At 36.5% G+C, this 15,716-nt stretch carries 14 protein-coding genes; 1 reads left to right on the top strand and 13 read right to left on the bottom strand.

All coding sequences use genetic code 11. The features are described from left to right. Positions 1-11 precede the first annotated feature (11 nt). Entirely contained in the window at positions 12-1,871 is a 1,860-nt protein-coding gene (locus AAA923_RS09555; protein WP_338216635.1) for a glycosyltransferase family protein, read from the top strand. 47 nt (positions 1,872-1,918) lie between these two features. On the opposite strand, the gene AAA923_RS09550 is transcribed toward AAA923_RS09555, so the two are convergent. The 13 genes from AAA923_RS09550 to AAA923_RS09490 all read right to left on the bottom strand — a co-directional run bounded on the left by AAA923_RS09550 (position 1,919) and on the right by AAA923_RS09490 (position 15,697). Continuing rightward, the gene (locus tag AAA923_RS09550; protein WP_338216633.1) at positions 1,919-3,163 is read right to left on the bottom strand and encodes an MFS transporter; all 1,245 of its coding nucleotides are present in this window, start codon (positions 3,161-3,163) and stop codon (positions 1,919-1,921) included. A 157-nt stretch (positions 3,164-3,320) separates the two neighbouring features. Then, on the bottom strand, positions 3,321-3,695 hold the full coding sequence (locus tag AAA923_RS09545) for a hypothetical protein (protein ID WP_338216631.1): 375 nt from the start codon (positions 3,693-3,695) through the stop codon (positions 3,321-3,323). 231 nt (positions 3,696-3,926) lie between these two features. Beyond that, a complete protein-coding gene (gene adhE / locus AAA923_RS09540) occupies positions 3,927-6,536 on the bottom strand; it encodes a bifunctional acetaldehyde-CoA/alcohol dehydrogenase (RefSeq protein ID WP_338216629.1) in 2,610 nt (869 codons plus the stop codon). Positions 6,537-6,822: 286 nt separating this feature from the next. Further along, positions 6,823-8,499 carry an oleate hydratase gene (locus tag AAA923_RS09535; protein WP_338216627.1) on the bottom strand — a complete coding sequence of 559 codons (1,677 nt, stop codon included), beginning with the start codon at positions 8,497-8,499 and terminating at the stop codon, positions 6,823-6,825. Positions 8,500-9,009: 510 nt separating this feature from the next. Next, on the bottom strand, positions 9,010-10,206 hold the full coding sequence (locus AAA923_RS09530; RefSeq protein ID WP_338216625.1) for an acetate/propionate family kinase: 1,197 nt from the start codon (positions 10,204-10,206) through the stop codon (positions 9,010-9,012). A 10-nt stretch (positions 10,207-10,216) separates the two neighbouring features. After that, positions 10,217-11,230, bottom strand: coding sequence for a class I SAM-dependent methyltransferase (locus AAA923_RS09525; RefSeq protein ID WP_041499335.1), 1,014 nt, complete (start codon positions 11,228-11,230; stop codon positions 10,217-10,219). Between the two features lie 267 nt (positions 11,231-11,497). Beyond that, positions 11,498-11,944: a competence type IV pilus minor pilin ComGF gene (locus AAA923_RS09520; RefSeq protein WP_338216623.1), complete on the bottom strand. Its 447-nt coding sequence runs from the start codon at positions 11,942-11,944 to the stop codon at positions 11,498-11,500. Further along, entirely contained in the window at positions 11,922-12,203 is a 282-nt protein-coding gene (locus AAA923_RS09515; protein WP_338216622.1) for a hypothetical protein, read from the bottom strand. The genes AAA923_RS09520 and AAA923_RS09515 overlap by 23 nt, the downstream gene beginning before the upstream one ends. Beyond that, positions 12,187-12,570 (bottom strand): hypothetical protein, encoded by a 384-nt coding sequence (locus AAA923_RS09510; protein WP_338216620.1) that lies wholly within the window; start codon positions 12,568-12,570, stop codon positions 12,187-12,189. Before AAA923_RS09510 ends, AAA923_RS09515 begins: the two co-directional genes overlap by 17 nt. Before the next feature lie 49 nt (positions 12,571-12,619). After that, positions 12,620-12,937, bottom strand: coding sequence for a competence type IV pilus major pilin ComGC (gene comGC / locus AAA923_RS09505; RefSeq protein ID WP_338216618.1), 318 nt, complete (start codon positions 12,935-12,937; stop codon positions 12,620-12,622). Continuing rightward, positions 12,937-13,950 carry a type II secretion system F family protein gene (locus AAA923_RS09500; protein ID WP_338216616.1) on the bottom strand — a complete coding sequence of 338 codons (1,014 nt, stop codon included), beginning with the start codon at positions 13,948-13,950 and terminating at the stop codon, positions 12,937-12,939. Before AAA923_RS09500 ends, comGC begins: the two co-directional genes overlap by 1 nt. Further along, positions 13,916-14,884 carry a competence type IV pilus ATPase ComGA gene (gene comGA / locus AAA923_RS09495; protein ID WP_338216614.1) on the bottom strand — a complete coding sequence of 323 codons (969 nt, stop codon included), beginning with the start codon at positions 14,882-14,884 and terminating at the stop codon, positions 13,916-13,918. Before comGA ends, AAA923_RS09500 begins: the two co-directional genes overlap by 35 nt. A 78-nt stretch (positions 14,885-14,962) precedes the next feature. After that, positions 14,963-15,697: a YebC/PmpR family DNA-binding transcriptional regulator gene (locus AAA923_RS09490; protein WP_041499340.1), complete on the bottom strand. Its 735-nt coding sequence runs from the start codon at positions 15,695-15,697 to the stop codon at positions 14,963-14,965. Positions 15,698-15,716: the final 19 nt, after the last annotated feature.

The raw sequence follows: 15,716 nt of genomic DNA, 5'->3' as shown, positions 1-15,716 counted from the left end.
GAGGTATCACTTTGGCATTCATTGGTCTTATTTTCTTTTCATTAGCCATTATCGGCTACAGCAGTGCCATGCGCTGGATTCATGTCAGTCCCTATCTAACGTGGATAACTGGCATATTAGTTCAAATCATACTTCTGTATATTTTTGCCATGCTGGGATTGTTAAAATTTGGTATCTGGGCAGTTACTAGCCTTGGCGTCATTTTACTGATAACACGTTTAACACTAGGCTACTTTGGAAAAGTTTCTTTCCACTATGAGGGCATCCATCTATTCGATGCTTGGATGGTTTTCTTAGGTTTCGTAATGGCATTGGTCTTACTCAGGAGTCCTCTGATTCATTATGATAACTTTTCACATTGGGCCACCATTGTGAAATTCATGACATACACCGGACATTTGCCAGGACCTAGTGATACGATTATTTCTTTCACTTCGTATCCTCCTGCTACCGCATTGTTTATTACTCAATTTGTAAACTTTGTAGGTTTCAACTCTGGAACAATGCTTGTGGCTCAATTTGCTCTAATTTGGGCAGCCAGTTATTCGATTTTTGCTACTTTACGAGATCGTACTCGTGGACTAAACTCAATGCTTTTATGCCTAGCAATTTCAATCTCATATGTATTCAACATCAATATCCGTTTAAATAATTTACTGGTAGACTACGTTTTAGCTATTCTAACCATGGCCGCACTAGTTGGTATTTTCATCTATCAACAACAGCCTAAGTTACAAATGGCACACGTTGCTTTATTCAGTGGAACATTATTATTAGTTAAAAATTCAGCGACTTTCTTTGTAATAATCATCGCTGCCTATTACTTATACATGCTCATTCAAAGAATCAACGTAGGTACTTGGTTCAAACGAACTTTGAAAATTGCTGGAACTTGGTTAGGAACACTATTCGTTGGTGCACTACCTTTTATTTGGTGGGAAATTCATGTCAAAATGACATTCACAACTTCAAAACACGAAATCAGTGCGCAAGCTTATTCTCATCAATTATCACATGACGGCATGCGCGGCTTTATTGGTATCGGACAACAATTTCTCAAGCAGATTTTTAATCCAGGATCATTATCTACTCAAGGATTCCTAGCTTTGAATATTTTACTAATTGGTGCTTGGGCTATTATTAAATATACCTGTCATCATCCCAATGATTTACTAAAACTTCTTGGAATACTCGATTTAATTTCTATTCTTTATTACTTCAGTTTACTGGGAATGTATGTCCTTTCAATGCCATTTGATGAAGCAATCACGCTTGATGGTTTCGAACGATACATGTCCACGACAGTTGTTTTAAACTTATTTATTGGCGCGATTGTCCTCGTCAGAGTTATTGATGAAACATTTTATGAACAAAATTTAAATAAGCGTGGACCACGTAATTTTCAATCAATTTGGACAAAAAACGGTTATCAACTGGCAACATTTTTAATCATGTTCTTTTCCGTCATTATGATGTACTCAGAAATCAATGGTACCAACTTTACCAATAATTATAATCGTCGAACATTACCTGTTATGGTGACAAAAATTGCCCAACCTTGGACCAAATTAAATGATACTAAAATACTTATTGTTGATCCGCAAAAAGTGGAAGTTACTACGTATTACGCCGGCTATTTAGCAAATTATTATTTCTTCACCAACAATGCCACTGGACAAGCAGTCTTCAGTACTAAAGAAAAGGCATTCCGTAAGAACTTGCAGCAATATGAATACGTTGCCGTTCCAAAGTATGATAAAAAATTTACCAAAGGTATGAAGAAGTTTTATCATCAAAAAGTTCGTACTGGATTTTATAAGGTTCATAAAAATCATTTAGCATTAATCTCGTCGAAGAAAAAGATTAATTGAATTTATCCAAATAAAAAAATCGTCGAATTAATCGACGATTTTTTTATTTACTCTTTAGCTGTAATTCGTGGCAAAATTGCAAAAATAATCAAACCAATCAAGAACAACACACTAATTGAAGCAGCTCCAATTGTTGACTGCCCAGTCATCTGTGTAACAATAGCCACAATAAATGGCCCCATAACTGCTGAAAATTTACCTAAAATATTATAAAATCCATAAAATTCACTACCTGAATCCTTAGGAATAATTTTCCCAAAGTATGAACGACTCAATGCTTGTAAACCGCCCTGACTTGTCCCAACTAATAATGCTAAAATCCAAAAGTCGCGACTAGTCTTGAGATTCAAAGCATACAAACAAATAATAAAATACACGCTGATTCCTAATAGGATACCTTTACGTGTTGAAGTTTTATCAGCCAACCATCCAAATAAAATTGAGAACGGAAAAGCCACTAATTGCACCACTAACATCACAATCATCAGTTCATTAGTCTTAATACCAATATCCATCCCAATTGCTGTAGCCATCGTAAAAATGGTATCTACGCCATCAATATAGAAGAAATAGGCAACTAGGAACCAAGCAACTTTTTTATATTGCTTGATATGATAAAGCGTTTGGATAACTCGCTTAAAACTATCGGTCAACGGTGCTGAATTACTGGCGACTGAAAACTTTTGATGAACATTTTTTTGTAGCGGAATGTAGAAAATAATCCACCAGACCGCTGCAATTACAAAACTCCACCTAGCAATTCCTGTACCGTCTAATTTTCCAAAACCACTGGTCAATTGTAGGATTAAAAAGAATATGAAGGCTATCACTCCACCAAGATAGCCATAGGCATACCCGTGTGTGGAAATCCTGTTCATATCTTTATCCTCGGCAACATCTATCAAAAAACTGTCGTAATACAAATTACTAGCCGAATAACCGATAGCAGAAAAAACATAAACAATTAACAACCACTGCCACTGATCTGCTGGTACCAACGCCAGACCGAAAGTCATGACGATTCCTAACCAGCAAAAAATATTTAACATTTTCTTTTTGAAATTGGGATAGTCTGCCATGGCACCCAAAAATGGTGCTAATAATGACACTAACAACGTGCTAAAACTGTTGGCATAACCCCAAATGGCCGTTGATCCAGCTGCTGAAACATGCTGAGTTTGGGCAATGGATTTAAAGTAAACTGGCAAAACAGCTGTCGTCACAATGATTCCATACGCTGAATTGGCCCAGTCATAAAAAATCCAACTCCACTGCTCTTTATTAATTCTCAAATAGATAACCCCTTTTCAGAGCTTTCTCCCCAGTAAATTCAGTATAGCTTAGTTGGGCTGGGCTTTTGATTGGTATATTGGTATAAGAAAACATAAAGAAATTAGTAAATGTTTATTTAAATTTTAAACTCTTTTTTTAAATTAAAGTTCCTAAAAATTAAGGATTTGTTCTTTTTCCACTGTTATTTCTAATTTCTCTATACCACAAATATATAAAGATACTTCCGATAACAAAATCAATCAGGTAATCTAGCCAATCAAGTAAAGTAAATTTACTGGAAAACATGTCCAAGCTTGGAAATATAAGAATTATCCCTATCAACATATTTAAAGATTTATACCATTTAAACGTCTTATATAGATTTTTTCCAGTTATATCCTTACGCGCCTTAAGCATGAAAAGAACTGCCATAACTGCATCAAATAAATTTTGCACTAAATCTGATTTGGTTATTCCTTCTGGATATGTGAATGAAATTGAAAGTAGGAAAAACATTCCAATCCAGAAATTTACGGATTTATACCATTTCATAATTTTCATCTTTTTTCTGATTTAATAAGTAAATTTCTTATCAGAATTATATTCTCTAAAGCCTGATTGGAACTTGGATAGATTCTCATTTTTACATAATGTACAAAAAAAGAGCTAGTCTCAAATCTACCTAACTTGGTAAATTCAGGATTAGCTCTTGTTTGTATTTATATATTCAATGGCTCTAAAACGAGTTCCGCAGGCCAATTCCCGGGCCTGCTCCACTCTCTACTACTTACTTTCGATTCCTTTTCCGACGTAAGTATCTTCAAGTACTTGTTTCAATTCTGAGATTAATGGTTCTTTAGGGTTAGTGAATGAGAATTGATCTCCAAATGTTGCGGCTGCTAAGTCATCTAACTTGCTATCGAAGTCTTTCTTATCGATGTAGTTATCTTTAAGGCTTAGTTTGATACCAACAGCATGTGCCAAATCAACAATCTTCTTAACTAAGGCATCTTTCAAAGCACGTTCATCTTTACCACTCAAGCCAATGTAACTAGCGATTGCAGCGTAATCTGAATCGGCTCTGAAGCTTTCGTATGCAGGCCATGTTGTCATCTTTGTAGGTTGTTCAAAGTTATAGTTAATAACTTGTGGCAAGGCTACGATTGATGCTAGACCATGTCTGATTCCGTAGACGTTTGTCAAAACATCTGTGATTGAGTGCGCTACACCAGCAAAGGCATTTCCATATGAAAGTCCCGCTAATGTTGAAGCATTGTGCATTTCTTCTTGGGCATCTTTGTCACCGGCAACAGCTTTCTCTAAGTTATCAAAGACTAGCTTGATAGCTTGAAGTGCTGATGGTCTTGTGTAATCTGATGCCATGTTGGCAACATATGATTCAACGGCGTTAGTCAATACATCCATACCAGATTCAGCCATGATGTCTTTTGGCATTGTTTCAACAAATTGTGAATCAATGATAGCAACATCAGGGGTCAATGCATAGTCAGCGATTGGGTACTTTGTACCTGTCTTTGTATCGATGATTGAACTAAATGGTGTAACTTGGTCGCCTGAACCAAATGTTGTAGGGATAGCAACAAATTGAGCTTTTTCAGGCTTAGGGAACTTGTATGCACGTTTTCTAATATCGATGAATCCTTGTTTTGCACCAAATAGATCAACATCTGGATGCTCGTAGAATAACCACATATCCTTAGCAGTTTCCATTGTTGTACCACCACCTAAGGCGATGATTGTATCAGGTTTGAACAAGTTCATTTGTGTAACACCACGTTGAACAATATCAGTTGTAACGATGTTATCAACGTCAGAGAACATTGAATATTCAACGTTAACTTTACTACGCTTCAATTCATCAGTAATTGTATCTACATAACCGAGTTGAACCATCACTGGATCACAGACGATAAAGGCACGTTTCATACCTTGTAGGTCCTCTAAGTAACGAACTGATGTCTTTTCATAGTAAACTCTTGGTTGTTTAATCCATTGCATATTATTTCTCCGTTTAGCGATTGTCTTAATATTAAGCAAATCAAATGAAGATACGTTATGAGAAATAGAATTCTTCCCCCATGAACCAGTACCAAGAGTCAATGATGGGATCATTTCGTTGTAAAGATTACCAATACCACCAATAGCAGCAGGAGTATTAACTAGTACACGACTAGCTTTCATCTTGATACCAAATTCAGTAGCTAAATCTTCATCCATTGTGTGGATACCAACTGTGTGACCAAGACCACCAAAGTGCAATAATTCATCAGCCTTTTCAAAGCCTTCTTTGTGACCAGCAACTTTGTAAACTGATAGAACTGGTGAAAGTTTTTCAGCTGAAAGTGGTTCGTCTGGACCAACCTTGCTCAATTCAACACCAAGAACCTTTGTATCATCAGGAACTTTGATACCAGCAAGTTTAGCGATAGCTAGAGCTGATTGACCGGCGATAGGACCTTTAACTCCGCCTTCTGGTCTAAACATTGCATCAGCTAACTTCTTGTAATCAGCCTTCTTAATAAAGAATACTTTGTTCTTTTCTAATAATGATTTAACTTCTGTATAAATGTCAGCATCAATGATAGCACTATTTTCAGCGGCACAAACCATACCATTATCGAAAGTCTTTGAAATCATAATATCGTTAACAGCACGTTTGATATTAGCAGTCTTTTCGATATATGCAGGACCATTACCAGGACCAACACCTAAAGCAGGTTTACCAGTTGAGTAAGCTGCCTTAACCATACCAGGACCACCAGTAGCCAAGACACTGGCAACGCCATCGTTATTCATCAAGTATGAAGTAGCTTCGATACTTGGTTTTTCAACCCATTGGATAACACCTTCAGGAGCACCAGCTTCAACAGCGGCTTTTAACATAACCTTAGCTGCGGCAACTGAACACTTTTGAGCTTGAGGATGGAAACCAAAGATAATTGGGTTACGTGTCTTCAAGGCAATCAATGATTTAAACATAGCTGTTGAAGTTGGGTTAGTAACAGGTGTAACACCGGCTAAAACACCAAGTGGTTCAGCAACTTTGATTAAACGATGTTCTTTGTCGTTCTCAATGATACCAACAGTCTTATCACGTTTGATTGAGTGCCAAATTTCTTCGGTAGCAAACATATTCTTGATAACTTTATCTTCAACTAAACCACGACCAGTTTCTTCGTAAGCAAGTTTAGCTAAATCAAAGCTGGCATTCAAACCAGCGATAGCCATTTGGTGAACAATATGATCAACTTGTTCTTGTGTAAATCCGTCCATAATCTCCAAAGCCTTTTGAGCTTTAGCAACCATCGCGTCAATAACAGGTTTTACATCTTCTTTTTCTTCAACCTTTGTATCTTTAGAACCTTTCAACATCTGATTACCTCCAAGATTTAAAAGCATATTTGTTAACTAATTCACGTTTTATCTTATCACTGTGTATCTTTTGTTCAAGCATTTTATTTCAATTAATCAATGTAAACGTATTCACGTTGATATATCAACACGTAGCAATAAAAAATTGGTATCTTCAAAAATTTCACATCAAAAAAATATGCAATCCAATTGTGAATATTTCTTCACAAAGTGGGCTGAATCGGCCTTTATAATTCACAAAAAAAGAAGCTGAATTGAATTTCAGCTCCAGTTTGTGAATTATTTTTTATCTAAACATCGTCTTTGTTGCACGAGCCATTACCTTTGGATCCTTTTCGTAATGGTGCATTGGTGTCATTTCTGATAATGGAATGTTGAGCAATGTGTAAACAGCACGTTGAGCAGCACGGAATGAATATTGTTCTGTAAAGACCATATCGAATGGTTGTTCACAGAATTGACTGATGAATGCCAAGTTCTTACTGTGTTCTGGCACAACATCAGGACGATCTCCGACAGCTCTTTGATTGAACAAAGCACTGGCATATGGCATGTGTGTTGGAATTACGTTAACGATACTGTCCATAATTTCTTCTTTATGGTTAGCAATATTGTCTTTACTTGGATCAACTGATGCCAATTGACCAAGGAATTCTTCCAACATTTCCTTACCCGTCATTTCGATAACAGGCTTTTGAACGTAGTCACCATTTCTTCTAGGATACATGAAGTAACCCCAGAAGACTGATTCATTAGGCTTTTGTGCCTTAAAGTGTGGTTGATGGTGAACAACGATAGACATCAAAGGTGTACTGTGAATCCATGTGTTCAAAGCATTACCTGGTTCTTGTTGTGTAATACGAGAAATTTCATTGACCAAGTAGTGGTTGTTAGTTGTAACTGTAAAACTCATCCACTCACTTTGCGTACGGTCATTAAAGAATTTATCAGGATTACCTAGTGAGTAGAACTTCTCGGCGGCTTTCTTCCAAAGCATAGCACTTGGTGCATATTCCATATTTTCTTTAACAGGTGTGTCGTAATCACCGATTGATGAACTGTCAGTGATTGAACCATTAGTATCAAAGACTAAGTCGTTTTCAGCAATGTCGATGTGACCTTCCTTGTTGTCATTGTCGACTTCTTCATACTTCAAACCTGTAACGATAATATCATCTTGAAGTGGTGTGTCCTTAAATTCCAAATCAGTAACTTTACGGTTATTAATAAAGGTTACGCCACGGTCTTCCAAATACTTGCGCATTGGAATGATAATACTTTCGTATTGGTTATAAGGTGTTCTAGTTACACCTTCCAAAGTATTGATACGAGTGAATTCAAGAATCATACGGTTCATATAACGACGTAATTCCATTGCAGAACTAGCACGTTTGAATGCGAAAGTTGTTTGCCACATGTACCAGAAATTAGTTGTGAAGAAGTGTGGTGTACTTGCAAACCATTCAGCAATACTAATATTGTTTAAAGTCTCTTCATCCTTTTCAGGAGTTAACATCAACTTACTTAACAAGTAACGTTCCTTGTTAGTAAATTGCATATGTCTGTAATTATCTTTATTAGGCTTGTTACGAGGACCATCATCGTCCATCAAACGACCAACATCATGTGTTGGATGTGCGTGGTCAAAGTTCAAAATATCATCGGTAACAGTTTGACCAGGGTGATCCAAAGATGGCACTGAACGCAATAAGTCCCAAAGGTTTTCATATGTTTCTTCGTTCAACATACGGCCACCCTTAGCTAGAAATCCCTTATTGTTAGCCAAAACCGGGTTACTATATTCATCCTCGTAGTCCTTAACTGGGGCACCATCATTGGCACCATGTGTTTCTAGACCCATCATAGTGATTTGATCACCATTGAAACCACCGTCACGAATTAAATAAATACCAGCAGCTAAATTCCCAATACCGGTACCAATCATGTAGGCTTTTCTTGTCATAATAACTGACCTCCATTCAAATCTTCCTATTTCATCTATACAACTTAAATATAGCAGTTCCAAATAAAAAGTAAAGGCTTTCATTACCGATATATCAAACATTTCCAGTCTAATTTGTGATACAAAAATGAGGATTTGTTTCTTTTTTTGGCCGTCTCCAGGGCAGAACACATTCACCTGCTATGCGGACCGGTCCGAGCCACAGTTCGGTCTCGAACCTCGGTTTGAAACCTTGCAAAGTTCGCAAGTTTCCAAACACGCCCGGTGGTGTAAGAGCTAAAGCTCTAACGCCACACCCACAGCTGGTGAATGTGTTCTGCCCTTCCAACTAATTTGATTTTTCTGATTATTAATTGTTAAACCTGTTAATTATAAATTTACTTCCTTAAAGCAAAAAAATATCGCATGTAATCATTTTTTGATTACTTTGCGATATTTTTTTTAATTATTTATGACGGTGATTTTTAGAAAACTTTCTTGAGACAATTGTTCTCATTTGTTCCAAGCCAATTAGTCACTGTATTTTGTTAATCTGACAACATCTCTAACAATCATCAATTCCTCGTCTGTTGGTACAACTAGGACTTTAACAGTTGAATCTTTACTACTGATAATTGCTGTTCCATTAGCCTTTTCATTGGCTTCTTTATCGATTTTTACGCCCATATAGTTAAAACTATTAGCGATTGCAGCACGGATTTCAGCATTCTTAGCTCCAGTTCCGGCTGTGAAAATCAATACGTCGACACCACTTAGTAAAGCAATGTATGAACCGATGTATTTAACGATTCGGTTGATATAAATTCTAATTGCCAAGTCGGAACGGTCATTTTCATCTCTGGTTGCTAATAAATCACGCATGTCAGGTGAGACTCCAGAAATTCCTAATAGACCTGACTTAGTATTCAGGATTTTAACCATTTCAGTTGGATCAGTAATCTTTAATTTTTGCATCAAATAAGCAACTAGTGATGGATCAATATCACCAGAACGTGTGCTCATTGTGATACCAGCTAAAGGTGTGAAACCCATTGACGTATCAACGGATTTTCCATCTTCAATAGCATCAATTGAAGCACCACTACCTAAGTGACATGAAATAATCTTCAAGTCGTTTAGTGGTTTGTGCAAGTAATCGGCGGCAGCTTGGGAGACATATCTGTGACTTGTTCCGTGAGCTCCAAATTTACGAACACCATATTTTTCATAATATTCGTAAGGAATACTATACAAATAATTGACTGGATCCATTGTCTGATGGAATGACGTGTCAAAAACAGCTACTTGTGGCACATCAGGAAGAATTTTTTCGAACGCTTCGATACCATCGGCTTGACCAGGGTTGTGCAAAGGTGCGAATTCAGAAAGATTCTTAATTTGTTGAACAACACGTGGTGTTACAACGGCGGAATCCTTAAAAATACTACCACCAGCAACTACTCGGTGACCGACACCTGTAATTTCATCGTAACTATTGATGATTTTAAGGTCGATCAATTTATCGAGCATCTTGTTAACGGCGGTTGTGTGATCAGGAATATCACCCATCTCACTGATCTTTTTGCCATCGAACTCAACTTCAAAAACTGAGTCAGATAGACCTAAACGATCAACCATCCCTTTAGCAACAACTTTTTCATCGGGTACTGTGTATAGTTTCCACTTCAGTGTAGAGCTACCAGAATTAACGGCCATGATTTTAGACATTTAATCTCACCTAACCTTTAAAATTTTTCGCCCAGTCTTGCAACTGGTCCTTAAACCCTTCAAACAACTTTGGATTATTGGTATCTGGTATTGTGCCCATCAAAACATTTCCTACTTGCTTAGCATTGCCACCGTGTTTTTGTAAAACAACGATTGCTTTTTGAGCTTCTTTTGAAGCAAATAATGTAGCAGGTAAATCAAGAACAGCTTGTAAATAAACACTTGAAACCATCCATTCGGATAATTTCTTAGCTTGATCTGTTTGGAAAATTTGTGAAGGTACAATGAATATACCGATTCCACCATCATTTAAATTTTTCATCGTTTGTTCAATCAATAAATGATGAGCATAAGAATGGCCCTTATCGGCTTTCGTCTTGAACTTCAATGCATTCTCGTCAACTGGATAATAACCAACTGGCAAATCAGCAACGGCCATATCAATGTCAGTAATGTCCCATTCGGCGATGCTATCTTGATGATAAGCATCCAAATTAAGGTTCATCACTTCACTGAAAGACTTTGCCAAAGCAACCAAAGTATCGTCATTATCAAGTGCAGCAGCATTGATCTTGAACTTGTCTGTCATGTTCAATTGCTCAATAAACTCAATCAATAAGTTACCAGTTCCAACAGTTGGATCAACTACGTTGACACTCGTCTTATTTTGAACATTTAGTACTTCATAAGCAATGAGACTAGCAATCAAACCAATTGCATCTGGAGTCATCAATTTGTTGACTTCAGTTTTATCATCCTTTTGAGCTTTAATAATTGCAACAGTGATAGCTTGCTTTAATTGCGAAGGCGTAAGATTTAAATCTTTCAAATCTTTGTAAATAGCCTCTAACTTAGCGACAGTATCTTTATCTGGAACATCATTCTCCACATAAACTTTATTGTCGGAAATATTAGTCAATGTTTCAGCAAGTGCATCAACGTTGCCTACTTTCAAGGACTTTCCCAATAATGTATTGGCTTCATTTAACTTATCAAAATACGACTGCATATCTTTTTCGGACATAGTTAACCTCTTTGCTTAATAATAAAATTTTAACGTTGGAACTGATTTAATTCAAGGATTCACAAATTACTTAAGGATTTTTCTTTAGGTTTATTATGAATTTCATCTTTAATTTGTTGCCGGTAAATCTTGTCTAACTGCCGGTAATCATTGATCTGATTGCTTAAATACGACGTGCTATAACCGACAACCATAATTGAAACCGCAAGTACTAATATACTATTTAACAGTACGGTTCCGCTATGTTTTTGATTGCCGAAAAGTATTTTACGGATCATTGATCAGACACATCTGTGAAGTTTGACCGGCTTTATTCTCTGTTGTAATGATAACCAATTTATCTTTTTTTTCAATGTTTATATCATTTAAATTTGTCATCATTGGTTCATAACCTCCATTATCAGCGTTTTCAATTGCCAATATTGCTCGGCCATAATTACCGAACATTTTAATCGCCTTTGTCTTATCATTCTCATCTTTATAAAAAAGTCTATTCCCAAAAACTCCTGTAATTTGACTTTTTCCTAATAGTTCTTGCAACTTTTCTTGAGTAATATGCCAGCGCAGTTGATCTCGAAATGTTGTTTTTTGGACATTATGTAAAATCTGAAGCGACTGTTGCAATATTCCTAACGTCATAATCGTTATCATTAGCGAAACTACAGCCTCGTACAGAACAAAACCTGAACGTTTATTTTTTAATTTGATAAACATTTTTATTTGCTTCCACTTGGTAGGAATTTGAGGTATTTGTAAAAGAATACTCTTTGCCCTTAATAATCAGTACATTGGGAATTTCTTTGCTTTTTAGATGCATCAAAATTATTTTATCCGCATTAACTTGCTCTTCCCATTGACTCAACAATTTGAATTGTTCATTTACGCAATAACTTAAAGTCAAAATAATCATCAATGAAATGGCAAATCCAGTCAAAGACTCCAGTAGAATAAATCCCTCATGTTTTTTCTTCAATAATCTCGCCCCATCCCATCTGAATCTTATAAATATATTTCTTGTGAGTCAGACTTGAACTAAAGGTTATCTTAGCAGCAGAGCTTTTTCCTGTACCATAAATCATATGTTGACCAGAGGAGTTGTCAAAAACAGTCATTGTTGAAGGCAGTTTCCTTCTTACCACCTTGTCACCATTCTTACCGTTTTGTGTTATATCAAAAACAATAGTATTTTTATTTTCGATAATCATTTTGCTACCCTGATGTGTCAGATATGCTCGATTATAAGCACCTTTAAAGGTATCTTTAAACCATTCTAATGCCTGTTTTTCTTCCAATTTTGCTTGGTAATCTTTGAGGTTATGCAGTGAAATAGTTGTTAACAAACAAAATATCCCTAAACCAATTACTGTTTCAATAAGTGTTAAACCTAATCTAGCTTCCTGCTTCAACATTGGCGGTGGTTGGATCAACTATTTTAAGTTTTGTAGCTCGTTCTGCTTGCTTAATAGTAATATATTTTTCACTTTTTAATTTCTCGATTGTGACATCTTTACTTTCTATATCAGGGTTATTTTCCAAATAGAGTCCTGCCTGCGTAACCAACGTAGTTCTAAAAGCCTCTTCAGATTTCTTATCTGCATGATCCTTTTGTTGAACCAAGTTAGGAATCATAATCAACAACAACAACGAGATAATAAACAGCACAATTACCATTTCAATTAGTGTAAAACCTTTACGAATTTTCTTCATTAGGACATCCCTTTCATCATTCCATATATTGGCATTAAAACCATTAAATAAGTCACTACCACCACTAAGGCAATGATTCCAAACAGTATTGGTTGGACTAAATTTAACAATTTTTTCAAACCTCTTTGAGTTTCTTCAAACTTTAATTCCGACATCAGAAATAAATCATCTGCTAACTGCGAGCCACTTTCGCCCGCTTCTAAAAGTACTCGCAATTGCGTTGGCAATAGTGGTTCATTATCAATCAATTCCAGCATGCTTTTACCCACTGTCAGATTTTTAACAAATTTATCTGCTAAGTAAACTTGGATTGAGCCTTTTTGAAAGCGGTTGTTGGATTCACAAATATCAAATAAATTCATTCCACTTCCCAGTTGCATTCCCAGTCCCTGTAAAATTAAAAATTGGAAAAAGTTCAAATATATTTGACCAATTGCTGGTAATTTCACAAGAACTAATGCCCTTTGGTACTCATGTTTTTTTCGTATCTTCCAAGTAAAAATCAGACCACTTACTAATATAATCACAATTGATATGAGCAATAATTGTAAAAATAGATCAATATTTTTACCACCATCAGCAATTTCTAACTGCGGAATGATATATATTTTCATCCCTATCAACATCGTAAAAAGAAAGGCCAAGATGAAACATGGATAAGCCAGTAGCTCTTTCAATTTACTTTTCTGTCGTGCTTGATTCTTCAATAACAGACCAGTCTGCTCCAAAGATAGTGCAATATTTCCGTGCTCTTGAGCAATCACCAGTTGATTAAAAATCACCGTCGGCAACTGTAAATGTCTGAGCGATTGTGAAATCATCTGGCCACTCTGTAAATCTTGATTAATCTTTTCAAATATTTTTTGGCGGTCATCAAGTAAGCGTAAACAATTAATTGACTGACTTAGTGAAAATCCATTCTTCAACAACTTGCTAATAATCAGTAAATACTCAGCCTGTTGACTAGTCTTGATTTTCTTATCCGAAAATAAATTCTTGGTAAGTATCTTCATTAATCTGTCCCATTTGATACGAATTTTGTAACAGTTGTTTCCAATTGTCATCAGTAATATCTTGCTTGATAAAAGCTCGGATTTCGTCATTCTCCATAATATCGAGGAATAATTTTAAATCATACTCAGCCGGAACCAGTCTTTGATAGGAAATATAATTAACGGCGTTGAGAATTTCAGTATCGTTCACCCCAAATTGTCGCAATCGTTGGATGACTGAATACTTAGACTTCCCATGAATCGTCGTCATTACCGTATAGCCACAGATAGCTGCCTGTACAGCTTGTTTGGCTGTTTGACTATCACGGATTTCTCCAATGATTAAAACCTCAGGGCGGTGCCGTAAACTAGTTTTAATCAACTCCTCATAAGTCATTCCTGCCTCAGTATTGACCTGTAACTGGAGAAAATTATCTTCCGCAATTTCTATGGGATCTTCAATGCACATTACTTTCTTATTCCAACTCAATTGGCGTCCCAAAGCGTACATTAATGACGTCTTCCCTGAGCCCATTGGACCGGCAAAAATCATCATGCCTTTACGTTTAGAAATTGGCATCAACTCTTCAATGATTCCCTCATCAATCTGTGAATTCAATTCTGGTGGATAAATCAAGCGGACAACCATTGACTCACGATTTTTGAAATCACCGACCGAGGATATTCGGATAAAAATATTACGGTTTTGATAAACAAAATTGAACGCACCTTTCTGCGCCCGTCTTCTTTCCGAAACATCCAAACCAGAATTAAATTTCAAATAATTCATAATTGCCATTGTCTCCTCAATCGTTAAATCAGCCACGGTATAACTCTGCAGTGAATTCCGAGCTTCCAAATGATAAAATCCATCACGTGGAAAAAAGTAAATATCTGAGATTTTATTCGTACATGCTTCGGTTAATAAATTACTAACCATCGTTTCAGCGGTCATATCTCAACCTCCCTTCTCTAAAAAATTACGTAAAAAAAAAGACTACCGACAAAAGTCAGTAGTCTTTAATTATTTAAATTATTCTTCATCGTCATCTGCAGCAGCAGTATAAACTTCAGAAACATCTTCATCATCTTCCAATTGGTCGATCATGTGTTCGAATTGTTCTTGTTTATCTTCTGGAACTGGAGTTGTATTTTGAGGGATCATTGTCAACTCTGAGTCGGCAAGTTCATAACCCTTTTCAATTAATCCGTCACGAACAGCAGCGAATTCTTTAGCTTCAGTATAGATTTCATAAGCGTCATCTGATGTTTGAAGATCATCAGCGCCAAGATCCATGATATCCATTAAAACAGTATCTTCATCTTGAGAGTTCTTTGTACGGTCAAGAACGATATAACCTTTACGGTCAAACATGTAAGCAACTGAGCCACTTGAGCCCATGCTTCCTCCGTTACGGGTAAATGCAACACGTACGGCAGAAGCAGTTCTGTTTTTGTTATCTGTCAAAGCTTCTACTAGAACTGCAACTCCACCTGGAGCGTAGCCTTCGTATGTAACTTCATCATAATGTTCATCACTACCGCCATCAGCCTTGTCTAAGGCACGTTTAATGTTGTCCTTTGGCATATTGGCTGCACGAGCTTTATCTACTATCAAACGAAGGGCAGCATTATCGTTAGGATCGGAGCCACCCGCCTTAGCTGCCATAAATAACTCACGAGACAACTTTTGGAAGATTTTACCACGCTTGGCATCTTGGGCACTTTTTCTACCTTGGATGTTATGCCATTTTGAATGTCCTGACATTTCTGTTTCCTTCTTTCAT

Origin of the sequence: Companilactobacillus muriivasis (assembly GCF_036246245.1) — a bacterium.
In the GTDB taxonomy this organism is placed as follows: Bacteria; Bacillota; Bacilli; order Lactobacillales; family Lactobacillaceae; genus Companilactobacillus; species Companilactobacillus muriivasis.
This window is presented reverse-complemented; position numbering and strand designations above follow the sequence as displayed.

Bases quoted from the DNA above. Each gene is read 5' to 3' on its own strand.
- AAA923_RS09535 (WP_338216627.1), bottom strand. From the start codon at position 8,499: ATGACAAGAAAAGCCTACATGATTGGTACCGGTATTGGGAATTTAGCT.
- AAA923_RS09500 (WP_338216616.1), bottom strand. From the start codon at position 13,950: ATGAAGATACTTACCAAGAATTTATTTTCGGATAAGAAAATCAAGACT.
- AAA923_RS09520 (WP_338216623.1), bottom strand. From the start codon at position 11,944: ATGTTTATCAAATTAAAAAATAAACGTTCAGGTTTTGTTCTGTACGAG.
- comGA (WP_338216614.1), bottom strand. From the start codon at position 14,884: ATGACCGCTGAAACGATGGTTAGTAATTTATTAACCGAAGCATGTACG.
- AAA923_RS09490 (WP_041499340.1), bottom strand. From the start codon at position 15,697: ATGTCAGGACATTCAAAATGGCATAACATCCAAGGTAGAAAAAGTGCC.
- AAA923_RS09545 (WP_338216631.1), bottom strand. From the start codon at position 3,695: ATGAAATGGTATAAATCCGTAAATTTCTGGATTGGAATGTTTTTCCTA.
- adhE (WP_338216629.1), bottom strand. From the start codon at position 6,536: ATGTTGAAAGGTTCTAAAGATACAAAGGTTGAAGAAAAAGAAGATGTA.
- AAA923_RS09525 (WP_041499335.1), bottom strand. From the start codon at position 11,230: ATGTCCGAAAAAGATATGCAGTCGTATTTTGATAAGTTAAATGAAGCC.
- AAA923_RS09530 (WP_338216625.1), bottom strand. From the start codon at position 10,206: ATGTCTAAAATCATGGCCGTTAATTCTGGTAGCTCTACACTGAAGTGG.
- comGC (WP_338216618.1), bottom strand. From the start codon at position 12,937: ATGAAGAAAATTCGTAAAGGTTTTACACTAATTGAAATGGTAATTGTG.